The sequence below is a fragment of the Amycolatopsis rifamycinica genome (genome assembly GCF_000695625.1).
Taxonomy (GTDB): Bacteria; Actinomycetota; Actinomycetes; order Mycobacteriales; family Pseudonocardiaceae; genus Amycolatopsis; species Amycolatopsis rifamycinica.
Genome location: NZ_JMQI01000079.1, coordinates 317,502 through 338,969 on the forward strand (window position 1 = coordinate 317,502; position 21,468 = coordinate 338,969).

At 70.3% G+C, this 21,468-nt stretch carries 21 protein-coding genes and 1 pseudogene; 9 read left to right on the forward strand and 13 right to left on the reverse strand.

Annotated features, from left to right (window positions below; translation table 11 throughout):
- Positions 1-116: 116 nt before the first annotated feature.
- Positions 117-1,421 carry a UDP-glucose dehydrogenase family protein gene (locus tag DV20_RS39935; protein WP_084093900.1) on the reverse strand — a complete coding sequence of 435 codons (1,305 nt, stop codon included), beginning with the start codon at positions 1,419-1,421 and terminating at the stop codon, positions 117-119.
- Positions 1,422-1,566: 145 nt separating this feature from the next.
- Here DV20_RS39935 and DV20_RS39940 point away from each other — a divergent pair, with 145 nt between their 5' ends.
- The gene (locus tag DV20_RS39940; protein WP_043788763.1) at positions 1,567-2,325 is read left to right on the forward strand and encodes an SDR family NAD(P)-dependent oxidoreductase; all 759 of its coding nucleotides are present in this window, start codon (positions 1,567-1,569) and stop codon (positions 2,323-2,325) included.
- Positions 2,326-2,367: 42 nt separating this feature from the next.
- Here the strand turns inward: DV20_RS39940 and DV20_RS39945 are convergent, their stop codons facing one another.
- The 3 genes from DV20_RS39945 to DV20_RS39955 all read right to left on the reverse strand — a co-directional run bounded on the left by DV20_RS39945 (position 2,368) and on the right by DV20_RS39955 (position 5,510).
- Complete coding sequence (locus DV20_RS39945; RefSeq protein ID WP_043788764.1) at positions 2,368-3,021, reverse strand: class I SAM-dependent methyltransferase; 654 nt, start codon at positions 3,019-3,021, stop codon at positions 2,368-2,370.
- A gap of 133 nt (positions 3,022-3,154) precedes the next feature.
- On the reverse strand, positions 3,155-3,787 hold the full coding sequence (locus tag DV20_RS39950; RefSeq protein ID WP_043788765.1) for a PadR family transcriptional regulator: 633 nt from the start codon (positions 3,785-3,787) through the stop codon (positions 3,155-3,157).
- Positions 3,788-3,869: 82 nt separating this feature from the next.
- Positions 3,870-5,510, reverse strand: a complete 1,641-nt coding sequence (locus DV20_RS39955) for a TM0106 family RecB-like putative nuclease (RefSeq protein ID WP_043788851.1) — start codon at positions 5,508-5,510, stop codon at positions 3,870-3,872.
- 90 nt (positions 5,511-5,600) lie between these two features.
- Between DV20_RS39955 and DV20_RS39960 the strand changes: the two genes are divergently transcribed.
- Positions 5,601-6,062 (forward strand): DUF6474 family protein, encoded by a 462-nt coding sequence (locus DV20_RS39960; RefSeq protein ID WP_043788766.1) that lies wholly within the window; start codon positions 5,601-5,603, stop codon positions 6,060-6,062.
- Between the two features lie 43 nt (positions 6,063-6,105).
- Here the strand turns inward: DV20_RS39960 and DV20_RS39965 are convergent.
- The 5 genes and pseudogenes from DV20_RS39965 to DV20_RS39985 form a co-directional block, all read right to left on the reverse strand.
- A pseudogene (locus tag DV20_RS39965) lies at positions 6,106-6,606 on the reverse strand (transposase); the annotation flags it as partial.
- 424 nt (positions 6,607-7,030) lie between these two features.
- On the reverse strand, positions 7,031-7,990 hold the full coding sequence (locus tag DV20_RS39970; RefSeq protein ID WP_043788767.1) for a glycine betaine ABC transporter substrate-binding protein: 960 nt from the start codon (positions 7,988-7,990) through the stop codon (positions 7,031-7,033).
- Positions 7,987-8,766 carry an ABC transporter permease gene (locus DV20_RS39975; RefSeq protein ID WP_043788768.1) on the reverse strand — a complete coding sequence of 260 codons (780 nt, stop codon included), beginning with the start codon at positions 8,764-8,766 and terminating at the stop codon, positions 7,987-7,989. Before DV20_RS39975 ends, DV20_RS39970 begins: the two co-directional genes overlap by 4 nt.
- The gene (locus DV20_RS39980) at positions 8,763-9,929 is read right to left on the reverse strand and encodes an ATP-binding cassette domain-containing protein (protein ID WP_043788854.1); all 1,167 of its coding nucleotides are present in this window, start codon (positions 9,927-9,929) and stop codon (positions 8,763-8,765) included. Before DV20_RS39980 ends, DV20_RS39975 begins: the two co-directional genes overlap by 4 nt.
- A complete protein-coding gene (locus DV20_RS39985) occupies positions 9,922-10,569 on the reverse strand; it encodes an ABC transporter permease (RefSeq protein WP_043788769.1) in 648 nt (215 codons plus the stop codon). The genes DV20_RS39980 and DV20_RS39985 overlap by 8 nt, the downstream gene beginning before the upstream one ends.
- Positions 10,570-10,861: 292 nt before the next feature.
- Between DV20_RS39985 and DV20_RS39990 the strand changes: the two genes are divergently transcribed.
- From DV20_RS39990 to DV20_RS40005, 4 genes are all read left to right on the forward strand, one after another.
- Positions 10,862-11,356 (forward strand): hypothetical protein, encoded by a 495-nt coding sequence (locus tag DV20_RS39990; protein ID WP_043788771.1) that lies wholly within the window; start codon positions 10,862-10,864, stop codon positions 11,354-11,356.
- A 71-nt stretch (positions 11,357-11,427) separates the two neighbouring features.
- On the forward strand, positions 11,428-12,189 hold the full coding sequence (locus DV20_RS39995) for a YcnI family copper-binding membrane protein (RefSeq protein WP_043788773.1): 762 nt from the start codon (positions 11,428-11,430) through the stop codon (positions 12,187-12,189).
- Complete coding sequence (locus DV20_RS40000; protein WP_043788775.1) at positions 12,190-12,738, forward strand: copper resistance CopC family protein; 549 nt, start codon at positions 12,190-12,192, stop codon at positions 12,736-12,738. It begins immediately after the preceding gene.
- Positions 12,738-13,766, forward strand: a complete 1,029-nt coding sequence (locus tag DV20_RS40005; protein WP_043788777.1) for a copper resistance D family protein — start codon at positions 12,738-12,740, stop codon at positions 13,764-13,766. The genes DV20_RS40000 and DV20_RS40005 overlap by 1 nt, the downstream gene beginning before the upstream one ends.
- 211 nt (positions 13,767-13,977) lie before the next feature.
- On the opposite strand, the gene DV20_RS40010 is transcribed toward DV20_RS40005, so the two are convergent.
- Positions 13,978-14,865 carry a phosphotransferase gene (locus DV20_RS40010; protein WP_043788779.1) on the reverse strand — a complete coding sequence of 296 codons (888 nt, stop codon included), beginning with the start codon at positions 14,863-14,865 and terminating at the stop codon, positions 13,978-13,980.
- A 22-nt stretch (positions 14,866-14,887) separates the two neighbouring features.
- Positions 14,888-16,273, reverse strand: a complete 1,386-nt coding sequence (locus DV20_RS40015) for a helix-turn-helix transcriptional regulator (RefSeq protein WP_043788780.1) — start codon at positions 16,271-16,273, stop codon at positions 14,888-14,890.
- Positions 16,274-16,591: 318 nt separating this feature from the next.
- Between DV20_RS40015 and DV20_RS40020 the strand changes: the two genes are divergently transcribed.
- Positions 16,592-16,930, forward strand: a complete 339-nt coding sequence (locus tag DV20_RS40020; RefSeq protein ID WP_043788781.1) for a hypothetical protein — start codon at positions 16,592-16,594, stop codon at positions 16,928-16,930.
- A 12-nt stretch (positions 16,931-16,942) separates the two neighbouring features.
- Positions 16,943-17,356, forward strand: a complete 414-nt coding sequence (locus DV20_RS40025) for a hypothetical protein (RefSeq protein ID WP_043788783.1) — start codon at positions 16,943-16,945, stop codon at positions 17,354-17,356.
- A gap of 324 nt (positions 17,357-17,680) precedes the next feature.
- Here DV20_RS40025 and DV20_RS40030 read toward each other — a convergent pair whose 3' ends face one another.
- Both DV20_RS40030 and DV20_RS40035 read right to left on the reverse strand, forming a co-directional pair.
- Positions 17,681-18,940 carry an MFS transporter gene (locus tag DV20_RS40030; protein WP_043788785.1) on the reverse strand — a complete coding sequence of 420 codons (1,260 nt, stop codon included), beginning with the start codon at positions 18,938-18,940 and terminating at the stop codon, positions 17,681-17,683.
- Entirely contained in the window at positions 18,933-20,249 is a 1,317-nt protein-coding gene (locus tag DV20_RS40035) for a GH1 family beta-glucosidase (protein WP_043788787.1), read from the reverse strand. Before DV20_RS40035 ends, DV20_RS40030 begins: the two co-directional genes overlap by 8 nt.
- Before the next feature lie 130 nt (positions 20,250-20,379).
- Here DV20_RS40035 and DV20_RS40040 point away from each other — a divergent pair, with 130 nt between their 5' ends.
- Positions 20,380-21,027: a TetR/AcrR family transcriptional regulator gene (locus tag DV20_RS40040; RefSeq protein WP_043788789.1), complete on the forward strand. Its 648-nt coding sequence runs from the start codon at positions 20,380-20,382 to the stop codon at positions 21,025-21,027.
- Positions 21,028-21,468: the final 441 nt, after the last annotated feature.

A 21,468-nucleotide genomic window follows, 5' to 3' on the forward strand; every position in this document is an offset into this window, starting at 1 on the left:
AAACGGATACCGACACGGTCGAAATGCCTCCGGGGCACTCCCGCCACCTCCATGCCTCACCCAGCCGGTGACCGACACGCGATGCCGTGCCGATCACCCTAGACGAGAAGATCGGATCAAGAAACCTTGATCCGCGCCGCCGCCCGCGGGCGGCCGACGCCCTGCCAGGACAGCCCCGCGTCCACGATCACCCGCGGATCGAGCAGGTTCCGCGTGTCGACGACGTCGACGCCCTCCATGAGCTCGGCCATCGCCGCCCAGTCGAGGTGCTTGAACTCGGCCCACTCGGTCAGCACGACGACGACGTCCGCGTCCTTCGCGACCTGGTAGGCGTCGTCGACGACGGTCATCCCGGCGATCTCGCCGTCGACGGCCGGGTCGTAGGCGATCAGCTCGGCGCCCAGCGCGCACAGCACCGACGAGACGGCGAGCGCGGGCGAGTCGCGCAGGTCGTTGGTGCCGGCCTTGAAGGCCAGGCCCAGCACGCCGATCCGGGCGCCGGCCAGCGTCCCGCCGACCGCGCCGGCGATCTTCGCGACGATCCGGTCCCGCTGCGCGAGGTTCTCGTCGATGGCCGAGGTCAGCATGGTGAAGTCGTAGTTCACCGACTCGGCCACCTTGACCAGCGCGCTGGTGTCCTTCGGCAGGCAGGACCCGCCCCACCCGGGGCCCGGCTTGAGGAACGTCCGGCCGATCCGCCGGTCGTAGCCCATGCCCTCGGTGACCAGCGAGATGTCCGCGCCGAGCCGTTCGCACAGCTCGGCGATCGAGTTGACGTAGGACAGCTTCAGCGCGAGGTAGCAGTTCGCGGCGTACTTGACCAGCTCCGCGCTGGCCGCGTCGGCGACGACGACCGGCGCGTCGAGCTCGGCGTACAGGTCGCCGACCCAGCGCGCGGCGGCGAGGTCGTCCGAGCCGACGACGATCCGGTCCGGGCCGAGGAAGTCCGCGACCGCGGTGCCCTCGCGGAGGAACTCGGGGTTCGACACCACCGGCACGTCGGGGCGGCCGACCAGGGCCTGGATCCGCTTCGACGTCCCGACCGGCACGGTCGACTTGGTGACCAGCGCGCAGCCGCGGGGCAGGACGTCGCCGATCTCGGCCGTCACCGCCTCGACCGCCCGCAGGTCGGCCGAACCGCCGGCCCCCATCGGCGTCGGCACGCAGAGGAACACCGCCTGCGCGTGGCGGACCGCGTCCCGCGCGCCGACGACGAACTCGAGGCGCCCGGCGGCGAGGCCGCGGTGCACCAGGTCGGCGAGGCCGGGTTCGAGGATGTCGACGCGGCCGGCGCCCAGCCGCGAGACCTTCGCGCGGTCGACGTCCACGCAGGTGACGAAATGCCCGAGACTGGCCAGGCAGGCCCCCGTGGTCAAGCCGACGTATCCGGTTCCTACCACCACGATCCGAGCTGGCGTCATGCTGCTGAAGGTCTCAGCCGGACGTGACCACCGCGCTAACGGAACCGGTCGGGCCCGGAAGCGGTGAGCGAAGACACGAACCGCGCCCATGCGAACGAGCGTTAACCTGGGTCCGCGAATCAGCGCAGCGAAGGGAACGGCGAAGATGCAGATCACCGACACGGCGGCGCTCGTCACGGGCGGCGCGTCGGGCCTCGGCGGGGCCACGGCCAAGGCGCTCGCGGCCAAGGGCGCGAAGGTGTTCGCGCTCGACTTGGCGACGTCGATCGAGAAGGCCGAGCAGATCGAGGGCATCACCTACGTCGAGGCCGACGTCACCGACGTCGATCAGGTCGAGGCCGCCGTCGCGACCGCGGCCGGGTCCGGGCGGCCGCTGCGGACCGTGGTGAACTGCGCCGGCATCGGGCCGTCCGCGCGGATCCTGTCCAAGAAGGGCCGCCACGACCTCGCGCTGTACGCGAAGGTCATCCAGATCAACCTGATCGGCACGTTCAACGTGCTGACCATCGCCTCCGAAGCGATCGCCAAGACCGAGCCGCTCGCGGACGACGCCCGCGGCGTCATCATCAACACCGCCTCCATCGCGGCGTTCGACGGCCAGATCGGGCAGGTCGCGTACTCGTCGTCCAAGGGCGGCGTGGTCGGCATGACGCTCCCCGCGGCCCGCGACCTGGCCTCGCACGGCATCCGCGTGCTGACCATCGCGCCGGGCATCGTCGACACCCCGATGCTCGCCACGGTCAGTGACGAGTTCCGCGCGTCGCTCGCGGCCGGCGTCCCGTTCCCGAAGCGCCTCGCGCGGCCGGACGAGTACGCGCAGCTCGCGCTGTCCCTCATCGACCACGACTACCTGAACGGCGAGGTCGTCCGCATGGACGGCTCCCTCCGGATGGCCCCGCGCTGACCCGAAGGGGGCACTTTCACGGGAAAGTGCCCCCTCCTGCGGTCAGCGGGTGAGACGGATCTCCAGGCCGATGCCGTCGGTGGTGACCGAGCAGCCGCCGAACGCGCTTTCCGCGGCCAAGGCCTCGAACTGCTCGCGGGTGAACGCGCGGCGTCGCAGCCATGCCAGCGCCTGCCGGGTCGTGAAGCCGCTGACCGTGCCCAGGTTCATCCCGCCTACCTCGCGGGCGATGTCCGCGGCGGTGGCCTCGTGGTTCAGGTCGTGGATCACCGCGAAGCCGCCCGGACGCAGCACGCGGTACATCTCGTTCAACGCGGCGACCGGCTGCCGGAAGTTCTTGAACGCGGCTTGGCAGATCAGGAAGTCGAACGATCCGGCCTCGAAGGGCGCGTGCGTGATGTCGCCCTGGCGGAAGTCGATGTCGAGCCCCGCGCCGTTCTCCCGGGCGATTTCCACCATGGTGTGGCTGATGTCGAGCCCGGTGACGCGGTAGCCGCGCTTCGCCAGCTCCACGGCGAAGAAGCCGGGCCCGGGCGCCACCTCGAGGATTTCGGCGCCGTCGGCCAGCCCGGCGGTCACCTCGGCCGCCTGCCGCCGGTACTGCGCGAGCTGGGCTTCGGTGCCGCGGTTCTTGGCGTACCAGCGGGCCTGGAACCCCTCCATTTCGGGCACTTTGTGCTTGCGGGTCGTCTCCATGGATCTCTCCTGTTCGGTTGAGCCGAACCGAAGAGCGCACCCGGTTTATCCTTGCGGTGCCACCTCGTGCCGGGCGTGCTCGGTTCGGGGTCGAGGACCCCGGGCGGTGTGCCAGCACCTCCCGGGGTCCGTGCTATTTCTCTTCGACGAACTCCCCCAGGTCTTGGGGAGGTTCGCCGGTCTCGTACCAGCGCCGCCAGGCCTCGATGCCGGGCAGGGTGCCGCTGGTCAGTTCGTCGAGGAAGCCGCGCACCCAGCGCGCCTCGGCGTCGGTCATCGCGATGTCGTACTCGACCTCGACCAGGAACATCCGCGGCATCAACGGCCGCAGCTGCTCCAGCTCCGCCCGGCGCGCCTCGACGCGCTCGTCGAGCTGCCCGAGCCGCTCCCGCAGCCGGCTGATCGCCTGGTCGGGACCCAGGACCCCGATCAGCGACAGCCCGGCCTTGAACCGCGGCGGTTCCCGGTCGACCGTGCCGACGAGCTCGCGGACCCAGTCCTCGAACTCCGCCCGCCCGGCCGCGGTGATCCGGTAGACGGTCCGCTCGGGCCGTCCGCCGTCCTTCACGTTCTCGACCGCCTCGACGAAGCCGTGTTTCTCGAGATTGGCGACGACGGTGTAGAGCGAGCCCCACTTGATCGGCATGTCGGCGTCCTTGCCGCGCTGCTTGAGCACGGCCGCCATCTCGTACGGGTGCATGGGGCGTTCCTGCACGACGGAGAGGACGGCCAGCCCCAGGACGTTGGCGACCTTCCGTCGGTTCATCTGACTCCTCGTCTACGAGTACTCGCGAACGAGTATTACGCAGGATGGGTCAGGACACAAGTGTCTTAGCCGGTGAACGAACTCAGAGATCGAACATGTACGGGACTTCGTCCTGCGCCCGGGCGTCGATCCACTCGCGCAGCGCCCGCGTCGCGAGGACGTCGTCCTCGTTGTAGCGCAGGAGGCGTTCGCGCTGGTCGTCGTCCGGTTTCTCGCCGTCCATGCCGACGGCGTCGCGGTACCAGCGCATCGACGCCTCGCCGCCCGCTTCCGGGTCGCGCCACGAGAAGCCGGCCACCGGAGCGATCACCTTCAGGCCCTTGCCGTGGGAGCACAGGAACTGGTCGGTGACGCTGCGGAAGAGGTCCACCCACTGTTCGGAGTCCACAAAGGACTGGATGTTCTTCTTCGATGGGACGCCGGGGTGCTCGCCGAAGCGCTCCACGGAGCCGAAGAGCCAGCGGTTCTCGGCGAGCGCGTTGTAGCAGTAGGCGCGGAAGGTCAGGCCGGCCGCTTCGGTGCGCTCGCGGACGTCGGTGAGCCAGGCCCAGAACTCGGCGAAGGAACGGGCCTCGTCGTCGGTGGGCAGCGGGTCCCACGTCGCGAAGGCGCGGTAGCCCTGCGGGACGCCGATGTCGGCGCCGCTGAGCAGGCAGCCCCAGAGGTACGCGCCGGCGTCGCCGAAGCTCTCCATGTCGACGTCGACCTCGACGTCGGCGCGCGGCACCTCGACCCGGTCGACGCGGCGCACCAGCGTCAGGTCGGCCAGCCAGGCCCGGGCGAGCACGACGGCGTCCGGGAAGGTGACGCCGGTCCAGTTCACCGCCGGCGGCTCGCCCGCCGGGTCGAGCGCGGCCAGCTTGTCCACAGTGGACACGCCGGCGCGGCGCAGCTCGACCGCGTCCTCGCCGCGGACGACGAGGCTGACGTCGCGGGTTTCGGTGAGCACGACCTCGCACGTCGGCCACCACGGGCAGCGACGGCACTCCAGCACGCGCGACGGCTCGGCCAGCGGCTCCTCGCCGTTCGCGGCGGCGGTGGCGATGGCGAGCCGGTCGGCGAACCGGGCCTGGTACTCGGTGAGCGCGCTGCGCCCGCCCGGCCAGGTGGCCGCGGTGAGGTCGTGCCAGACGACGACGTCGGCGTCGAGGCCGATGACGCCGCCGATGGCGAGGCTCTCGTCGGCCTGCCCGAGCGTCTGCAGCATGCGCCGGATGTGCACGAGCCGGAGCTGGTCACGCGGCTGCGACCGGACCTTGCGGCCCTCGTCGGCGGTCCGGTGCCCCGGATCGAGATCGGTCAGTTCCGTGACGATCGCGCCGGCCCCGCGGTCGGTGATCCGGTGCCGGACGACGAGCACCGGGACGTAGCCGCGGCCGGTGCGGACGAGCAGGTCGATCCCGCCGCGCCGGTGCCCGGCCGTGTCGACCGGCAGCAGCGCCCCCCAGATGTAGCGCGCGCCGTCGGCGAAGGCCTGCAACGTCTGCTCGACGCGTTCGTGGGCCGGGAGGTCGCGGCCGATCTTCGCCCAGTGGTCGTCGTTGGCGGCCATCAGCCGGTTGACGATGTCCTCGCGGTGGGCGGCGGCGTCGTCGATCCGCTGCTGCGCGGTCGGGTCGGGCGGGGAAAGCGGTACTTCGCGCATGGCGGGGTCGTGTTCGAGGTGCACGCGACGACGGCAGCGGCTGACCGCGCCCGCGTCGAGTACCACCTCGGTGTTCATGGAGATCACTCTAGATTCCCACGGCCGAGCCGACATGCCCGCCACCCAGGCGACCAGTAAGTTCGACCTCGACACGTCGCAGGAGGTGCCATGGCGCGCAAGGCCAAGGTCGAGGGTGAAGCCAGGTTCACCCCTAAGAGGGCGAAGAACGCGGTCGCGGTGGCGAAGGTGCTCGGGCCGGCGGTGCTGCCGGTGGTGGCTCCGCTCGCGGTCCGCGCGGCGGGCGCGGCCCGCGAGGCCTACGACCGCTACCAGGCGCGCAAGCTGGGGGTCTCGATCGACCGGCTGGGCGAGTACACCGGCCGGGGCGCGGCCCTGCACGCCCGGATCGCGGGGGTGGCCGAGGGCTGCCGTGACCTGCAGAAGTCGGACCGGGCTTCCGACGCGGACCGGGAGTTCGCGAAGGGGGCGCTGGGGACGTTGGAGCAGCTGTCGGCTTCGGTGCGCGCGGCGGAGCGGATGCCGACCGCGCGGCGGAAGTCGGTGCACCGAGCGGTGGCCGGCGAGCTTGAGCGGCTCGAAGGCCAGCTGCTGCACCGGCTGGGGATCTGACCGCAGCCCCCACCCTGTCCCGGGGGGCGTCCCTATCTGGTTGTCAAGCCGCTGTGGGGGCCGGTTCGGGTTGGCGGTAGTGGGTGCCGTTGCGGAGCATGGCGTAGAGGACGTCGCAGCGGCGGCGGGCGAGGCAGATCAGGGCGGCGTTGTGTTTCTTGCCCTCAGCCCGTTTGCGGTCGTAGTACGCCCTGCTGGTCGGATCGGACAGGGCGGCGAATGCGGCGAGGAAGAACGCTCGTTTGAGCTGCCGGTTGCCGGTGCGTGCGGGGTGTTCGCCTTTGATGCTGGTGCCGGAGCTGCGGGTGACCGGCGCGATGCCCGCATAGGCAGCCAGATGCCCAGACGAGGCGAAGTTCGAGGCGTCGCCGACCCCTCGACTTGCTCGGCGACCTGTCAGCGCTGGAGGAGCACGGGTTTCCAAACTGTCGGCCAGCCGTGGCAGGACGGTGTCCGCGGCGGTGGTGCCCGGGACGGTGACGGTCTGCTCGCCGAGGGCGGTCATGATCGCCTCGACCAGCCGCTCACCCATGCGAGGCGCGTGGACCTTGGCAATCTCGGTGAGTTTGCGCCGCCCGGCCTTGGCGATCCCGGCCGGTCCACCGCAGCGGGATGCCGTTCGGTCGTCGGTTGTGGTCACCAGTCGGGCGTCGAGCGCCGGCACCCACGTTACGACGAGACCTACCAAGCTGGTGGCCGTGTCCCTATCAGCGGTCGGTCGACGCCACCAGACCCGGTGACACCACCCCCGGATCATGCCTTCGACTGGGGGCGCAAGTCAGGCCGGGCTTGGCAACCACAGCTCCTTGATCAGGAACCACGAAAAAGGTAACGGGGCGTCCCCTGGTCCAGTCTATCGGCGGTAGGGGGCAAAAACGGGTGGCGCGGAAATCTGTGGACAACTCCGCGCCTGTGGATGGCTGGTTTGACAAACGGCCGGGCAGCGTGATCGCTGCCCGGCCGTTCGGCTACTTCACGAAGCCCTTCTTGACCATCCAGTCGTGGGCGACCTTGCCCGCGTCTTGGCCGTCGACGTCGACCTGCTTGCAGAGCTCGATCATCTGCTCGTTGTCGATCGCCGCGCTGACCTTCTCCAGGGGGCCGCGGACCTCCGGGTGCTGCTTCAGCCACTCCGTGCGCAGCGTGACCACCGCGTTGTACTGGGGGAACGCTTTCTTGTCGTCCTCCAGGACCCGCAGGTTCAACCCCGAGATCCGGCCGTCCGTGGTGAAGACCTCGCCCACCGGGCAGGCTCCGCTCGCGACCGCCGAATAGATCGTGCCGATGCCGAAGTTCTTCACCGTCGGTTTCTGGAAGCCGTACGCCTTGACCGCGGCCGGGAAGCCGTCCTGTCGGCTGGTGAACTCCGTCTCCAGGCAGAACACCGCCTGGTCCGGCTTCTGCTTGATGAACGCCGCCAGGTCGGACGTCGTCTCCAGGTTGTTGGCCGCGCCGTACGCCTCCGTCACCGCGAACGCGTACTGGTCGTTCAGCGGCGAATAGTTCAGCCACGTGACGCCGAACTTCTCTTCGTCCGCCTTGGCCGTCGCCTCGTACTGGGCCTGCTCGCCGCCGGGGACGGGGAGCTCGTTGCCCTGGTAGTTGATCCAGCCCGTGCCCGTGTACTCCCACGTGAGGTCCGTCTGGCCGGACAGCAGTGCCTGCCGGGACGAGTTCGAGCCCTTGATGTCGGACAGGTCGACGACGTCGGCGCCCGCGGCCGTCAACGCCATCTCGGCCATGTACGCCAGGATGATGTTCTCGGTGAAGTCCTTGGACCCCACCGTCACCCGCACGCCCTGCAGGGACGGGATCGGCTGGATCGAGCCCGGCTTGATGTCGTACGGCACCGCCTGGTTGACCGTCAGCCCGCAGGACGACAGCGTCACGCCCAGCAGCGCCACGACGGCCAGTCGCCGGAGTTTCATCGCAGCCCCTTCGGTCCGAAGTACTGTTCGGCGACCGCGCCCAGCCAGTCGACCAGCAGGGCCAGCGCGACGGCCAGCACCGAGCCCGTCACCAGCACCGGGGTCAGGTTGAGCTTGTAGCCGGTGTCGATGAGCAGCCCGAAGCCGCCGGCGTTGACGAACATGCCGAACGTCGCCGTGCCCACCGCCAGGACGAGCGACGTGCGCAGGCCGGCCAGGATCAGCGGGACGGCCAGCGGGAGTTCGACGCGCCACAGCACCGCGCCCGCCGACATCCCGATGCCGCGGCCGGCGTCGATGAGCGCCGGGTCGACCTGCTGGATGCCGACCATCGTGTTCCGCAGCACCGGCAGCAGCGAGTAGAACGCCAGCGGCAGCGCCGCGACCCAGATGCCGCCGGTCGCGCCGGTGACGATGAACCACAGCACCAGCACGCCCAGCGCGGGCGCGGCCTGGCCGATGTTCGCGACGGCCAGGAAGACCGGGGCCAGGAAGCGCGCCCACGGCCGCGTCACCAGGATCCCAAGCGGCACCGCCACCAGCACGACGATCGCCGTCACCACGAGGGTCATCAGCACGTGGTCCCGCAACGCCGTGAGCAGCGAAGACGCGTTGAGCGTCGCCTTCTCCGTCGCGGTCAGGCCGCTGGAGAACACCGCGGCCAGCGTCACCGCGACGATCACCAGCACCGCGATCGGCTGGGCGAACAGCCGGACGCGTTCCGCGCGCTTGGAGCCGGACTCGGTGCTGAAGCCGGTGTCGACGGCCGCCGTCATGCCGGCACCTCTTCGTCGTTCGTGTGCTCCTCGCGCAGCTGCTGGATGGTCGCGATCACGGTGTCCAGCTGGATCGTGCCCGCGTACTCGCCGCGCGCGCCGGTGACCGGCACCGAGCCGCCCTCGGCGAGCATCGCCTCGAGCGCGTCCTGCAGCGTCGACTGCAGGCTGACGACGTCGCGCAGCGGCTTGCCGAGGTTGGCCAGCGACGTCGCCGAAGTGAGCTCGCGGACGTGCACCCAGCGCGTCGGGCGGCGGCGCGCGTCCAGCACCAGCGCGAAGTGCTTGCGCGACGACTGGAGCTTCTCCCGGACCGAGGCGGGCGTCTCGTCGTCGGTCACGGTGAGCGCGTCCTGCTGGAGTTCGACGTCGCGGACGCGCAGCAACGTCAGCTGCTTCAGCGACGCGCCCGCGCCCACGAAGCCCGCGACCGTGTCGTCCGCCGGGTTCGCCAGGATCGCTTCCGGGGTGTCGTACTGCAGGATCGTCGACTGGTTGCCCAGCACCGCGATCTTGTCGCCCAGCTTCACGGCCTCGTCGAAGTCGTGCGTGACGAAGACGATCGTCTTCTTCAGCTCGGTCTGCAGGCGCAGCAGCTCGTCCTGCAGGTTGCCGCGGGTGATCGGGTCGACCGCGCCGAACGGCTCGTCCATCAGCAGCACCGGCGGGTCCGCCGCCAGCGCTCGCGCGACGCCGACGCGCTGCTGCTGGCCACCGGACAGCTGGCGCGGGAATCGGTCGCGGAAGTCGGCCGGGTCGAGCCCGACCAGGTCCATCATCTCCTCGACCCGGTCGTTGACCTTCTTCTTGTCCCAGCCGAGCAGGCCCGGCACCACCGCGATGTTCTGCGCGACGGTGAAGTGCGGGAACAGCCCGGCCTGCTGGATGGCGTAGCCGATCCGGCGGCGCAGCGTGTCGACGTCGAGCTTCAGCGCGTCGTCGCCGCCGATGGTGATCCGGCCGGACGTCGGCTCGATCAGCCGGTTGATCATCCGCATCGTGGTCGTCTTGCCGCAGCCGGAGGGGCCGACGAAGACGACGATCTTGCCGGCGGGCACGACCATCGAGAAGTCGTCGACCGCCGGGGTGCGGGTGCCGGGGTACCGCTTGGTCACGTGCTCCAGCTCGATCTCGACGCCGGAGACTTCCTCGTTCTCAGCCACGGACACCCCTAGAGACGGTGAAGCGCTTGATCAGGACGTAGACGCCGTCGAGGAGCAGGGCGAGGATGACCACCCCGACCGTGCCGGTGACGGCTTGGTTGAGGGAGTTCGTGCTCCCCGCGTTCGTGAGCCCGGAGAAGACCTCGGCGCCGAAGCCGGGACCCTTCGCGTAGGCGGCGATCACGGCGATGCCCATCAGCATCTGCGTGGCCACCCGCATGCCGGTGAGGATCGCCGGCCAGGCCAGCCGCAGCTCGACGCGGGTGAGCACCCCGAAGCGGCTCATCCCGATGCCGCGGGCGGCGTCGGTGACCGCCGGGTCGACGCCGTCGAGCCCGACGATGGTGTTCCGGACGATCGGCAGCAGGCCGTAGAGCACCAGCGCGATGACGGCCGTCGTCGGACCGAGCCCCGAGAGGGGGATCAGCAGGCCCAGGAGGGCGAACGACGGGACCGTCAGGATCGTGCTCGCCAGCGCCGTCGCCACCGCCGAACCGACCGGGCTGCGGTACACCGCGACCCCGATCAGCACGCCGAGGACGGCGGCGAGGACGGTGCACTGCACCACCATGCTGGTGTGCAGGTAGGCCTCCAGCCACAGTTTGCTCGCCCGGTCGGAGATGTAGTCGAAGAGGTTCATCCGTGTTCGCTCTCCCGCCCCTCGTACCGGCCTTCACCCGAACGGGCTAGTTCCTGACCAGCGGCTCAGTACCCAGGGCACCAACCGCCCAAACCCCCGTCTCCGGCCCACCGTGGCCTACCCGGGCACGATCGGCAACAAATCCCGTGAACCACAGCGGGCCACCAGACGTGAACTCGGTGTGTGCTCACTTCACGGGATCACACGCTCGCGGGGAAGCAGGTCCCTTAGGCTGCTCTCCATGAGCGATCCGGCACGGCGTCCCGCCGTGCTCGGAGCTACCCGCGGAGTATTGCTCGCCGTGAGCGCCGGTGCACTTTCCGTCACCGCCCACCGCATCGCCGACGGCGGGCTGCCGGACCCGGCGATGACCGTCCTGCTCACCGGCCTGTTCGGCTGGACCGCGGCCGCGCTCGCCCGTAAGGCACGCGGGCCGGTCGCCACGATCGTCCTCCTGGGCACCGCCCAGGTGGTGATGCACCTGCTGCTCACCACGCTCGCCGGCCACCACGACATGTACGCGATGCCCGGCGCCACCGGGCTCGGCATGATCGCCGCGCACACGATCGCGACCGTGCTCACCGCCCTGCTGCTGGCCCGCGCGGACTCGAAGCTCCTCACGGTGCTGGCCGTGCTGCGCGCGATCCTGCCGCGGCTGCTCACGCCGCTGCCGGTGCCGGCGGCAGCTCCCGCCATCGTGCCGGCCCGCACGGGCGGTCCGGATCACCTCGTCGGCGTCGACCTGCGCCGGATCCGCGGGCGGCGCGGCCCGCCCGTCCACTCCTGAACCCCAGCGCCATCCCCGAACAGCGGACCCCGAGTCCGCTGCCCCTTCTTGCGTTCATCAGGAGTGAACCCATGTCCCAGCACGTCTTCAAGCGCGCCGGTTTCCTCGCCGCCACCGTCGGTTTCGCCGGCCTCCTCGGCGCCGGCGCCGCGTCCGCGCACGTCACGGCCAACGTCTACGGCCCGCAGCCCACGAAGGGCGGCTACGCGGCGATCGTGTTCCGCGTGCCGAGCGAAGAGAAGGACCCCGTCACCACCACCAAGGTCGCCGTCGACTTCAAGGCCGACTACGGCATCGGCTCGGTGCGCACCAAGCCGGTCCCCGGCTGGACCGCCCAGGTGACGAAGTCGAAGCTGCCCGCCCCGATCACCAAGGACAACGGGACGCAGATCACCGAAGCCGTCACCGCGGTCACCTGGACCGCGCAGCCGGGCAGCGAGCTCAAGGCCACCGACTACCAGGAGTTCTCGGTGAGCTTCGGCCCGCTGCCGACCAACGTGGACCAGGTGGAGTTCCCGGCCCACCAGACCTACAGCGACGGCAAGGTCGTCGACTGGAACCAGCCGACCCCGGCGGGCGGGGAGGAGCCGGAGCACCCGGCACCGGCGGTCAAGCTGGCCGCGAAGGCGGCCGAAGGCGACGCGCACAACATGTCCGCCGACACGGCGTCCACCACCGGGGAGCACACTGAAGCAGCGGCGGCGACGTCGGACAACACGGCCCGCTGGCTCGGCGGCGCGGGCCTGCTCGTCGGCGCCATCGGCCTCGGTGTCGGGGCCGGCGCGACCATCCGGGCCCGCAAGGCCACGGCCAAGTCGGGAGGCAACAGCTGAATGCGTAAGGCGCTCGTCGCGCTGGCGTTGACCGGGGTGGCCGTGCTCGGCACGGCCACCCCGGCGCTGGCGCACAACGTGCTGATCTCCTCAGACCCGGCGAACGGCTCGTCCGTCGCCACCGGCCCGGCGAAGCTCAGCCTGACCTTCGACCAGTACGTGCAGGGCGCGGACGTCAACCAGATCGCGGTGACCGGGCCGGGCGGCGGCCAGTGGGCCGAAGGCCCGATCAGCGTGGTGAACAACGTGATCAGCGCGCCCCTGCGGCCGCTCGGGCCGGTCGGCAAGTACACCGTCGGCTACCGGGTGCTGTCGGCGGACGGCCACCCGGTGACCGGTGAGTTCAGCTTCACCCTCACCACGGCGGGCACCGGCACGCCGGCGGCCGTCGACGCGGCGAGGTCGCCGGGTGGTTCCTCGTCGGCGGCGCCGCAGTCGTCGTCGACCGGGGTGCCGATCTGGGTCTGGATCGCCGGTGCCGTCGTGCTGCTGGCGATCGGGCTCACCGTGGCCCTGCGTTCTGGCGGGAAGATCGAAGAGAAGAACTGATGACGCAGGCCGAGACCACCACCAAACCCCGCTATTCGACGCTGCTGTGCGTCGTGACGGCGGGGCTGCTCGGCGCCCTGATCGGCGTCGCGCTCCTGTCCACCACCCCGGTTCCCGGTGTCGTGGAGCCCAGCGCGGTGGTCTCGGCCGGCATCCCGGTCGTCCGGGTCCTGCTCGACCTCGCCGCCGTCACCACCATCGGGCTCGCGCTGCTGTCGGTGCTCGTCGGCTACGACCGGCCGAAGCTGACCGAGCCGGTCATGCGGCTGGCGCGGCCGGCCGCCGTCGCCGCGGCGCTCGTCTGGGCCACGGCCGCGGTCGTCGCGCTGATCCTGCAGACCGCGGAGTACAAGCCGGGCTCCTCGACGCTCTCGGCGTCCGACATCGGCCAGTACATCGCCGACGTCGGCGCCGGGAAGGCGCTCGTCATCGTCGCCGTGCTCGCGCTCGTCCACGCCGGGATCGGCGCGCTGGCGCTGCGCTTCGGCGAGAAGGTGCCCGCCGAGGTCCGGGTCGGGCTGGGCCTGTTCGCGCTGCTGCCGCTGCCGGTCACCGGGCACGCGTCGAACTGGAACTACCACGACTACACGATGATCTCGATGGAGCTGCACGTCATGAGCGCCGTCGCCTGGACCGGCGGGCTCGGCGCGATGACCGTGCTCCTCGTGGCGAACCGGACGCTGCTCGCGCACGCGCTGCCGCGGTTCTCGAAGCTCGCGACGCTCTGCCTGGTCCTCTCGGCGGCGACCGGGCTGTTCAACGGCCTGGTCGAGATCTCGCTCAACCCGACCATCGGCTTCTGGACGGCCCTCTTCACGACGCCGTACGGACAGCTGCTCGTGCTGAAGCTCGTTTGCACCGGCGTCATCGCTCTACTCGGCGCGAACGTCCGCTGGCGCCTGATGCCGCGGATCGTCCGGCACGACCGCACGGCGCTCGCCGCCTGGGCGACGCTCGAGCTGACCGTCATGGGACTGGCGTTCGGGTTCGCCGTCGTGCTGACGCGGGCGCCGGTCGTCGCTTCCTGAACGTCGTCACCGCAGGTAGGACCGGGTGCGAAGTCACCGCGAGTAGCTGCAAGTTGCGCATTGGGATGGCCGGTGACCCATTGGGGGTGACTGGTCGGACCGAACTTTCTACCCAGAGCGGGCCGCCTTTTGGATGCGACGAACGGTCATTTGCAGTCGGCGAATGCACGTGCAGCTTGTGTCGTCGATCACACCAAGTGACAGATGGCGGTCAACGGTAACGGGTCCAGCGCGCGCCCGTCCGGCCGCTCCGGAGGTCGTCCAGGCGGCGGAAGAGCTCGGGCCGGACCTGCGGCCGGCTGCGCAGGATCGGCAGCACGCTGGTCGTCAGCTTGAGCTCGCGGATCCCCCGGAGGACGGCGAACCCGGGCCAGGACGTCACGTCGAAGCCGTACGCCGCGGCGAACGTCCGGTAGTGCACCGGCGGGTCACCGAACCGCTCGCGGCCGACCGCCAGCGGCGTCAGGTCCCATTCCGGCGGGCCGACGCACGAGGAATCGAAGTCGCAGAGCACCGGGCCGTCCGGGCCGGGGATGACGTTGCCGGGGTACGCGTCGCCGTGGACCAGCCCCCTGGGCAGCGGAAAATCCAGCTCGGCCAGCTCGGCCTCGAGCTCGGCGCAGCGCTCGAGCAGGAACTCCCGGTCGGCGTCGCTGATCTCCTCGGCGTCGGACACCCGGGCCCGCACCGCGGCGAACGGCGCCCACTCGGCGAGGCCGGGCGGCGGGGGCAGCGCGTGCACCTGGCGCAGCAGCCGGGCCAGGTCGGCCGACGTCGCCGGCCGGCCGATGCTGGGCACCTGGTGCCAGACGGTCACCAGGTGGCCGCCGACCTCCAGGGGCTGTTCGATGCCGTCGAGCAGCCGGATCGCGGGGAGGTGGTGGCGTTCGAGGTGCCGGGCCACGCGCACGACCGTGCCGACGCGGTGCCGCAGCTGCGTCGAGCCGACGATCCGGATCACGAGCGGCGCGGTGACCAGCGCGTACACCGCGTTGTTGGTGAACCGCAGCAGCCGCGCGCCCGCCGGGTCGAGCCCCAGCTGCGCGCAGGTCTCGGCCAGCACGCCACGCAGCTTCCCGGAGGTGAACCGGCCGTCCAAAACCGCGCCGGCGCCTTCGGCGTTAAGCGGCGTAGAAAGCGTGGAGGCGGTCGGCGAGGTCACGGGCGTCGGCGTTGTTGCGGCGGCGCTCGGCTTCTTCCTGCAAGGGCCGCATGCGGTCCTTGACCCGCTCGGACTTGATGCCCTCGGCGCAGTCGATGGCCTTGCCGCCGACCTTGGCGCCGTGGTCGAGGTCGCCGTCCAGCAGGTGGTTGGTGGCGAGCGCGCTCAGCATGAACGTCTTGGAACGGGCCATCTCGTCGTCGTAGGACTCGACGGCCCTGGTCAGCGCGGGAATCGCGTACTTGGTGTGCTCGGCGTTCTTCTGCGCGAGGACCGTGTGGACGGTGCCGACCATGGCGTAGACGTCGGTCTCGGTGAAGAACTTGACCCACGACTCGGCTTCGGCCAGGTTGGCGCGCTCGAACTCGTCCTTGCTCCGGCCGAGCAGCTTCACCGCCTGCTCTTCGTTGCCCATCATCGCGTAGGCCCAGGCCTCGTTCGCGCACAGCACGGAGACGGCCAGCTCGGAACCGCTTTTCTGGGCGGCGATCTGGCCCAGCTGGAACAGCTTCAGCGCGTCGTTCGGGGCGTCCTGGTGCAGGTAGACGCGGCCCATGCGGTAGAGCACGTTGGCCACCAGCGGGTGGTTGTCGCCCTGCTTGGCCAGGTCCAGCGCGTTCGCGAAGTGGCCGCGGGCGGAGTCCATCAGGCCGGTGTCGAAGGAGGTCCAGCCGGCGAGGGAGTGCAGGTCGGCGAGGGCGACGTAGAGCCGGTTCTTCACCATGTCGGTGCCGTGCGCTTCGAGCATCTGCTGGCCCCAGGACAGCTGGGCCACGACGGCGTCGCGGCAGAAACCGCCGCCGTACTGGTAGTCGAGCGCCCGCAGCGCCCGCGTCGCGGCTTCCACCTGGCGGACGTCGGTCATGCCGATGCGCCCGGGCGCCGGCGTCCTGGCCGGTCCGGCCGACCAGGTGCCCGATTCCGGACCGAACACCGCCGCGCCCATCGTGACTTGGGCAGCGTGCGCGAGGAACCTCCGTCGCTTCACGGACTCGTCCTCCTCCGCCTGCTGGCCGTCGGCGGAGCCGACGACCCGTATCGCCGTGGCCTCGTCGTAGGCGAGGCCCATGTACCCACGGGGGACGCCCAGGCCGTCGGCGATCCTCGTGAGCACGTCGTAGGCCATGACCTGGCGGCCCTTGAGGATCTCCGACACCTCGGACTGGGACTGGCCGGTCATCGCGGCTATCTGGCGCTGCGAGACACCGTGCTTGCGCAGGAGCCGGTACACGGCGCTGATCTCGCGCGACGCGAGAGCCGTTCTCATCTCCGGCTGCTCCCACGCGTCAGCGGGAACCGCGTGGCTCTGCCGGGCTTCGGCACTGCCACCGTTACTGGCGTCCATCGCGCCCCCTCCACTGTCCGGTCGGGCGTCTGCGAAACAGCGTAGGCAAACCTCGGGAACTGTGTGAACACCCGAACTGGTGCCCTGATCGGTCGGGGCGAAGTCCGCTGACCGCTTACCGTGGAACCGAGCCCAGTCACCGCTATGACGCCGGTTCCACCTTCTATCGCACCCGGTTTCACCTCACTGTAGTTGTCAGATCTCCGTCACCGGACGCACACCGGTTGCGATCACGGAGAGCTACGGAAACCGCAGCGTTGCGACAAGGCGATGTTGCAGAAGGCATCTTCGGAGACTTTCGACAGAGCGGAGAAGGGCGTGGAGTTCGTGGACTCGTTCGCAGGGGGACATGCCGGCACGGCCACCCGCGCCGTGCGGCCGGCGACGGTCTCTCCCGTTTCCGCCGTCCGCCCCGTCACCCCCGCGGCCGCGGTGGACCCCCGCACCGCGAGCGTCCGTCACTACGAGGGCGGCCAGCTCGTCTGGCGCGTGCAGTGCGGCGACCTCATCAGCCGCGAGCGGGCGGTGACGGTGTTCGTCGAAGACAACCAGGTGGTACTGGTCTCACCTCCCGGCGAGACCGCGCGGCTGACGTCCGGCCAGCTCGGCCAGCTGCGCGCCGCGCTCAACGAAGCCGCCAAGATGGCGGAAAGGTAACGGTGAGCTGACATGGATCAGGTTCTCGGGCAGGTCCTCCGCAATGCGGTCTGGGAGCGCCTCGACATGCTGACCGACCTGGCGAACCGCGCCGACGCCCAGTCGCTCGTCTCGGTCGCGCGTTCCGAACTGCCCCGGTTGACCGAGGCGTGGCGCGCGATGCTGAAGATGCACGAGCCCGACGAGCGCGGTGACTGCCCGACCTGCTCGACCCGGTGGCACCGCTGCAAGGCGCCGTGCTCGGTCTGGCAGGTCGCGCACGAACACCTGGTGGCCGGCGGACTGGCCCCGCAGCAACAGTCAGCGACGGACAGCCGCCTGCAGGGCCGTCGCAAGAGCCCGATCTCCGCGCACCCGGCCCCCACCGCGGCCGAGACCACCGGTCGCCACGCGCTGGTGAATCCGCGCCGAGCGGTCACCGCCTGACCCCCTGGACAGGCGAGCCGCGGCCGGCCGATCGCCCCGTCGGACCCGCGCCCGCACTCGCCCGGGCCGAGGACTGTTTCGCCCGCACCCCCGAGCAGCGCGAACCAGTCCTCGGCCACCACCCGGTCCCCACCGCGATTAATCGAAAAAAATACGCGTTAGCCCTAGCCCAGGCCGTAATCCCCCGCTAGATTGATCAACACACGCAGCAGTGATCATGCAGGTGATCGCGCTCGTGACCCGCCTTGGGCGGCCCCCGAATTCCGCGGGCCGGTGCCGTTGCACTCCCCTCCCCCGACCGGCACCGGCCCGCGGTTCCAACGTCTAGCGAACCGCCTTCACGCGCAGCACGAGCACCGCGGCCAGCAGCGTCGCGATCGCCGAAGCCGCGAAGAGCCCCGAATAGCCGCCGAGGTAAGCGAGCACCAGCGGCGTCACCAGCGGTGCGACCACCTGCGGCAGCGAGTTCGCGATGTTGATGACGCCCAGGTCCTTGGCGCGGTCCTGCGCCGTCGGCAGCACCTGCGTCAGCATCGCCAGCGCGACAGCCATGTACGCGCCGAACCCGACGCCGAGCAGCGGGGACGCCGCGAGCGCGACCGGCCAGCTCTGCCAGACGACGAGCAGCAAAGCGGCCAGCGCCATCACTCCGGAGGCCACCAGGACGTACGGCTTGCGCCGTCCGGACCTGTCGGAGAAGTGGCCCGCGAGCAGCGCGCCGATCACGAGCGCGACGCCGTAGAGCGCCATCATGATGAGCAGCCCGGTGTCCGGGTCCGGGTAGTGCACCGCGTCCTTCAGGAAGAACAGCAGGTACAGCGTCCCGAACGCGTTGCCCAGGTTGATCATGAAGTGGCACGACCACGCCCACGCGAAGTCGGGGAACCGCCGCGGCGAGACCCACAGGTTGCGGAGGACCTCGCCGGCCTGGGACGACGGCCGGAACTCGACCGGCAGGCGCGCGTCCGGCGTCCGGAGGACGAAGAACGCGGCGCCGGCCAGGACGATCCCGGCGCAGGCCGCGTAGGCGAGCGGCAGCCCGGCGATGCCGAGCATGACGACGACCACGACCGCGCCCAGCACGGTGCCGAGCATCTGCGCGATCCCGACGAGCCCGCCGACCTGCGCGCGCTGCCCGACCGGGACGCGGTCGGCGATGGCGGACATCAGTGTCGCGAGCATGCCGTTGAGCCCGGCCTGGACGAGGCACCAGCCGGTGATCATCAGCGCGACGTCCGGCGCGAACGCCAGCACGAGCAGCCCGACGGCGGCCACAGCCGCGCCGGCGACCGTCCACGGGTGGCGGCGGCCGAACCGCGAGGTCGTCCGGTCCGACAACAGCCCGACGGCCGGGTTGACGACCAGCGCCACGACCGCGCCGACGCCCATCACCAGTCCGAGCACGAACTCCTTGTTCACCTGGTCGAGCAGCTCGGCCTGCTGGGGCAGCAGCACCTGGATCGGCGCGTAGACGCCCAGCCAGAGCGCGATGTTCGCGAAGAACAGCAGGCTCATCCAGCCGGGCCGCACCCGCACGACGGGTTCGGCGAGCGCTTCCGGGACCGCTCGGGTCGTTTCACTCATTCCGCACCAGCTTCCGGTACCAGTGGAACGAGTCCTTCGGCGTGCGCCGCAGGGTCTCGTAGTCGACGTGCACCAGGCCGAAGCGCGGCGCGTAACCCTTGGACCACTCGAAATTGTCCATCAGGGACCAGCAGAAGTAGCCGCGGACGTCGACGCCGGCGTCCATCGCCTCGCGCAGCGCGACGAGGTGGCTGTGCAGGAAGTCGATGCGTTCGGGGTCGTGGACACCGCCGTCCTCGGCGACTTCGTCGGCGAAGCTGCAGCCGTTCTCGGTGATCTGGATCGGCGGCAGCTGTTCGCGGTAGCGGTGGTGGAAGCCGAGCAGCAGTTCGCGCAGGGCGTGCGGGACGATCGGCGAGCCGTTGCTCGTCATCGGGTAACCCTCGATGTCGCGCAGCTCGAAGGGCAGCGGGTTGCCCGGGCCGGGCATCGCGACCCCCTGCGGTTCGTAGTAGTTGATGCCGTAGAAGTCGAGCGGCTGCGCGATGGTGGACAGGTCGTCGGCGAACCCGGCGGGCAGGTGCTGGTGCAGCTGTTCGGGGTAGGTGCCGACCAGCATGGGGTCGGCGTAGAGCCGGTTGAGCAGGGCGTCCAGGTATTCCGCGGCGTCCTGCGCGTCGTCGTCGGCGGGCCAGATGGGCGAGTGGTTGTTGGCCGTGCCGATGTTCGTGGCCCCGGCCGCGCGCAGGGCCTGGACGGCGAGGCCGTGCGCGAGGTTCTGGTGGTGCGCGGTCGGGATGGCGTCCAGCAGCAGGACCTTGCCGGGCGCGTACTCGCCGATGCCGTAGCCGAAGATGGACATGACCATGGGCTCGTTGAGCGGAATCCACAGTTTCACCCGATCGGCGAAGCGGTCCCCGAGGATTTGGGCGTATTCGGCGAAGCGCTCAGCGGTCGCCCGGGAGAGCCAGCCGCCCTCGTCTTCGACGGCCTGCGGGGTGTCCCAGTGGTAGAGCGTGACGGCGGGAGCGATGCCGGCCTCGCAGACGGCGTCGATGAGCTTGTCGTAGAAACCGAGGCCTTCGGGGTTGGGCGCGCCGTTGCCCTCGGGCTGGATGCGCGGCCAGGCAACGGACATCCGGTAGGCCCCGACGCCGAGTTTCGCCATCAGCGCGATGTCTTCGGGGTAGCGGTGGTAGTGGTCGGCGGCTACGTTGGCTTGTTCACCGCGGGCGATCTTGCCTTCGGTCGCGGTGAACGTGTCCCAGATGGACGGTCCGCGCCCACCTTCGCTGGTAGCGCCCTCGATCTGGAACGCCGATGTCGAAACACCCCAGAGGAAGTCGGGCGGGAAGATCGGGTTCTGCACCGGCTGCTGACCCCTTCGTCAGGGCACCCGTACGGGTGAACATGAAAAGTTCTCATATACTAGGTCTTCACTCGTCCGTGGGGAAGCCCGTCGGCACGATAAAGTCCCAGATCAGACGAGGAGGAGCGCCGTGTCCGACATCCAGGCCGCGAAGGTGCCGGCAGAAGCCACCCCCTTACGCCGCCAACCGGTCCAGCAGCGAAGCGCGAAGAGGGTCGAGCAGATGCTCGACGCGAGCGCGGCGTTGATAGACGAGCTCGGTTACGACGCGCTGACGACGACGCTGATCGCCAAGCGAGCGGGCGTCGCCGTGGGTTCGCTGTACCAGTTCTTCCCCGACAAGCGAGCGGTCGTCCAAGCGCTCACCGCCCGGAACCTGGATCGTTTCGTGGGCGCGGTGAACGAGCGGCTGAAGCAGCTCGGCCCGGAGCACTGGTGGGACGTCGTGGATTCGATCCTCGACATCTACCTGGAGATGCACCGCACGGTGCCCGGGTTCTCGAAGGTCCACTTCGGCGACATCATCGACCGCCAGTTGCTGGACGAGACGCGCGACAACAACGCGGTGATCGTCGATTCGCTGACGGACCTGGTGGCAACGCAGGTGGACCGGCCGGTCGAGGACCTGCGGTTCGCGATCACGATCGCGAACGAGGTGGCTGATGCGTTGATGAAGCTGGCGTTCCGGCGGGAGCCGAGCGGGGACGAGAGGATCGTGGCTGAGGCGAAGTACGTGGTGAAGGGGTATCTGGCGGCTCGGTTCGGGGAGCGGTCCTAGCTGTCCGCAGAAGTTGTCCACAGGTATGCACAGCTGTGGACAACTCGACTGTTCGGAGCCGGGTTGTCGGTGGGCGCCGATAGACTGGAAGTGGGGGTTCCCCCAGGGAGGGCGGGCGCGCGCGTGGCGGCCGAGGTGCGCTCCGGGGCCGCGACTTGCGCCCGGCCGCAGGGCGCGCTGTGACCGCGACTTGCGCCCCGGCCGCCATCTTGCTCGCGTCCGCGCGCTCGGGCCCGCAAGTGCCGATGTGCGAAGCCACCACCCCCAAGCGCGCGTTGTGCGGTCGGCGAAGGCTGCCCCGGCGCGGGGCCTCGAGCCGCAGCCGGAACGTCCGCGTTCGGGTGGCGCCATCGATCCGGCCCAGCTTGAGCCGAAATGTCGGTGGGGACCGATAACCTCCCCGGAGACACCCGCCACCGGTCCGGTGCGGCGGTGATGCGT

Bases quoted from the DNA above. Each gene is read 5' to 3' on its own strand.
- DV20_RS39985 (WP_043788769.1), bottom strand. From the start codon at position 10,569: ATGAACCTCTTCGACTACATCTCCGACCGGGCGAGCAAACTGTGGCTG.
- DV20_RS39955 (WP_043788851.1), bottom strand. From the start codon at position 5,510: ATGAACACCGAGGTGGTACTCGACGCGGGCGCGGTCAGCCGCTGCCGT.
- DV20_RS40015 (WP_043788780.1), bottom strand. From the start codon at position 16,273: ATGGACGCCAGTAACGGTGGCAGTGCCGAAGCCCGGCAGAGCCACGCG.
- DV20_RS39995 (WP_043788773.1), top strand. From the start codon at position 11,428: ATGTCCCAGCACGTCTTCAAGCGCGCCGGTTTCCTCGCCGCCACCGTC.
- DV20_RS39935 (WP_084093900.1), bottom strand. From the start codon at position 1,421: ATGACGCCAGCTCGGATCGTGGTGGTAGGAACCGGATACGTCGGCTTG.
- DV20_RS40025 (WP_043788783.1), top strand. From the start codon at position 16,943: ATGGATCAGGTTCTCGGGCAGGTCCTCCGCAATGCGGTCTGGGAGCGC.
- DV20_RS40000 (WP_043788775.1), top strand. From the start codon at position 12,190: ATGCGTAAGGCGCTCGTCGCGCTGGCGTTGACCGGGGTGGCCGTGCTC.
- DV20_RS39950 (WP_043788765.1), bottom strand. From the start codon at position 3,787: ATGAACCGACGGAAGGTCGCCAACGTCCTGGGGCTGGCCGTCCTCTCC.
- DV20_RS39970 (WP_043788767.1), bottom strand. From the start codon at position 7,990: ATGAAACTCCGGCGACTGGCCGTCGTGGCGCTGCTGGGCGTGACGCTG.
- DV20_RS39960 (WP_043788766.1), top strand. From the start codon at position 5,601: ATGGCGCGCAAGGCCAAGGTCGAGGGTGAAGCCAGGTTCACCCCTAAG.
- DV20_RS39945 (WP_043788764.1), bottom strand. From the start codon at position 3,021: ATGGAGACGACCCGCAAGCACAAAGTGCCCGAAATGGAGGGGTTCCAG.
- DV20_RS40005 (WP_043788777.1), top strand. From the start codon at position 12,738: ATGACGCAGGCCGAGACCACCACCAAACCCCGCTATTCGACGCTGCTG.
- DV20_RS40030 (WP_043788785.1), bottom strand. From the start codon at position 18,940: ATGAGTGAAACGACCCGAGCGGTCCCGGAAGCGCTCGCCGAACCCGTC.
- DV20_RS39940 (WP_043788763.1), top strand. From the start codon at position 1,567: ATGCAGATCACCGACACGGCGGCGCTCGTCACGGGCGGCGCGTCGGGC.
- DV20_RS39975 (WP_043788768.1), bottom strand. From the start codon at position 8,766: ATGACGGCGGCCGTCGACACCGGCTTCAGCACCGAGTCCGGCTCCAAG.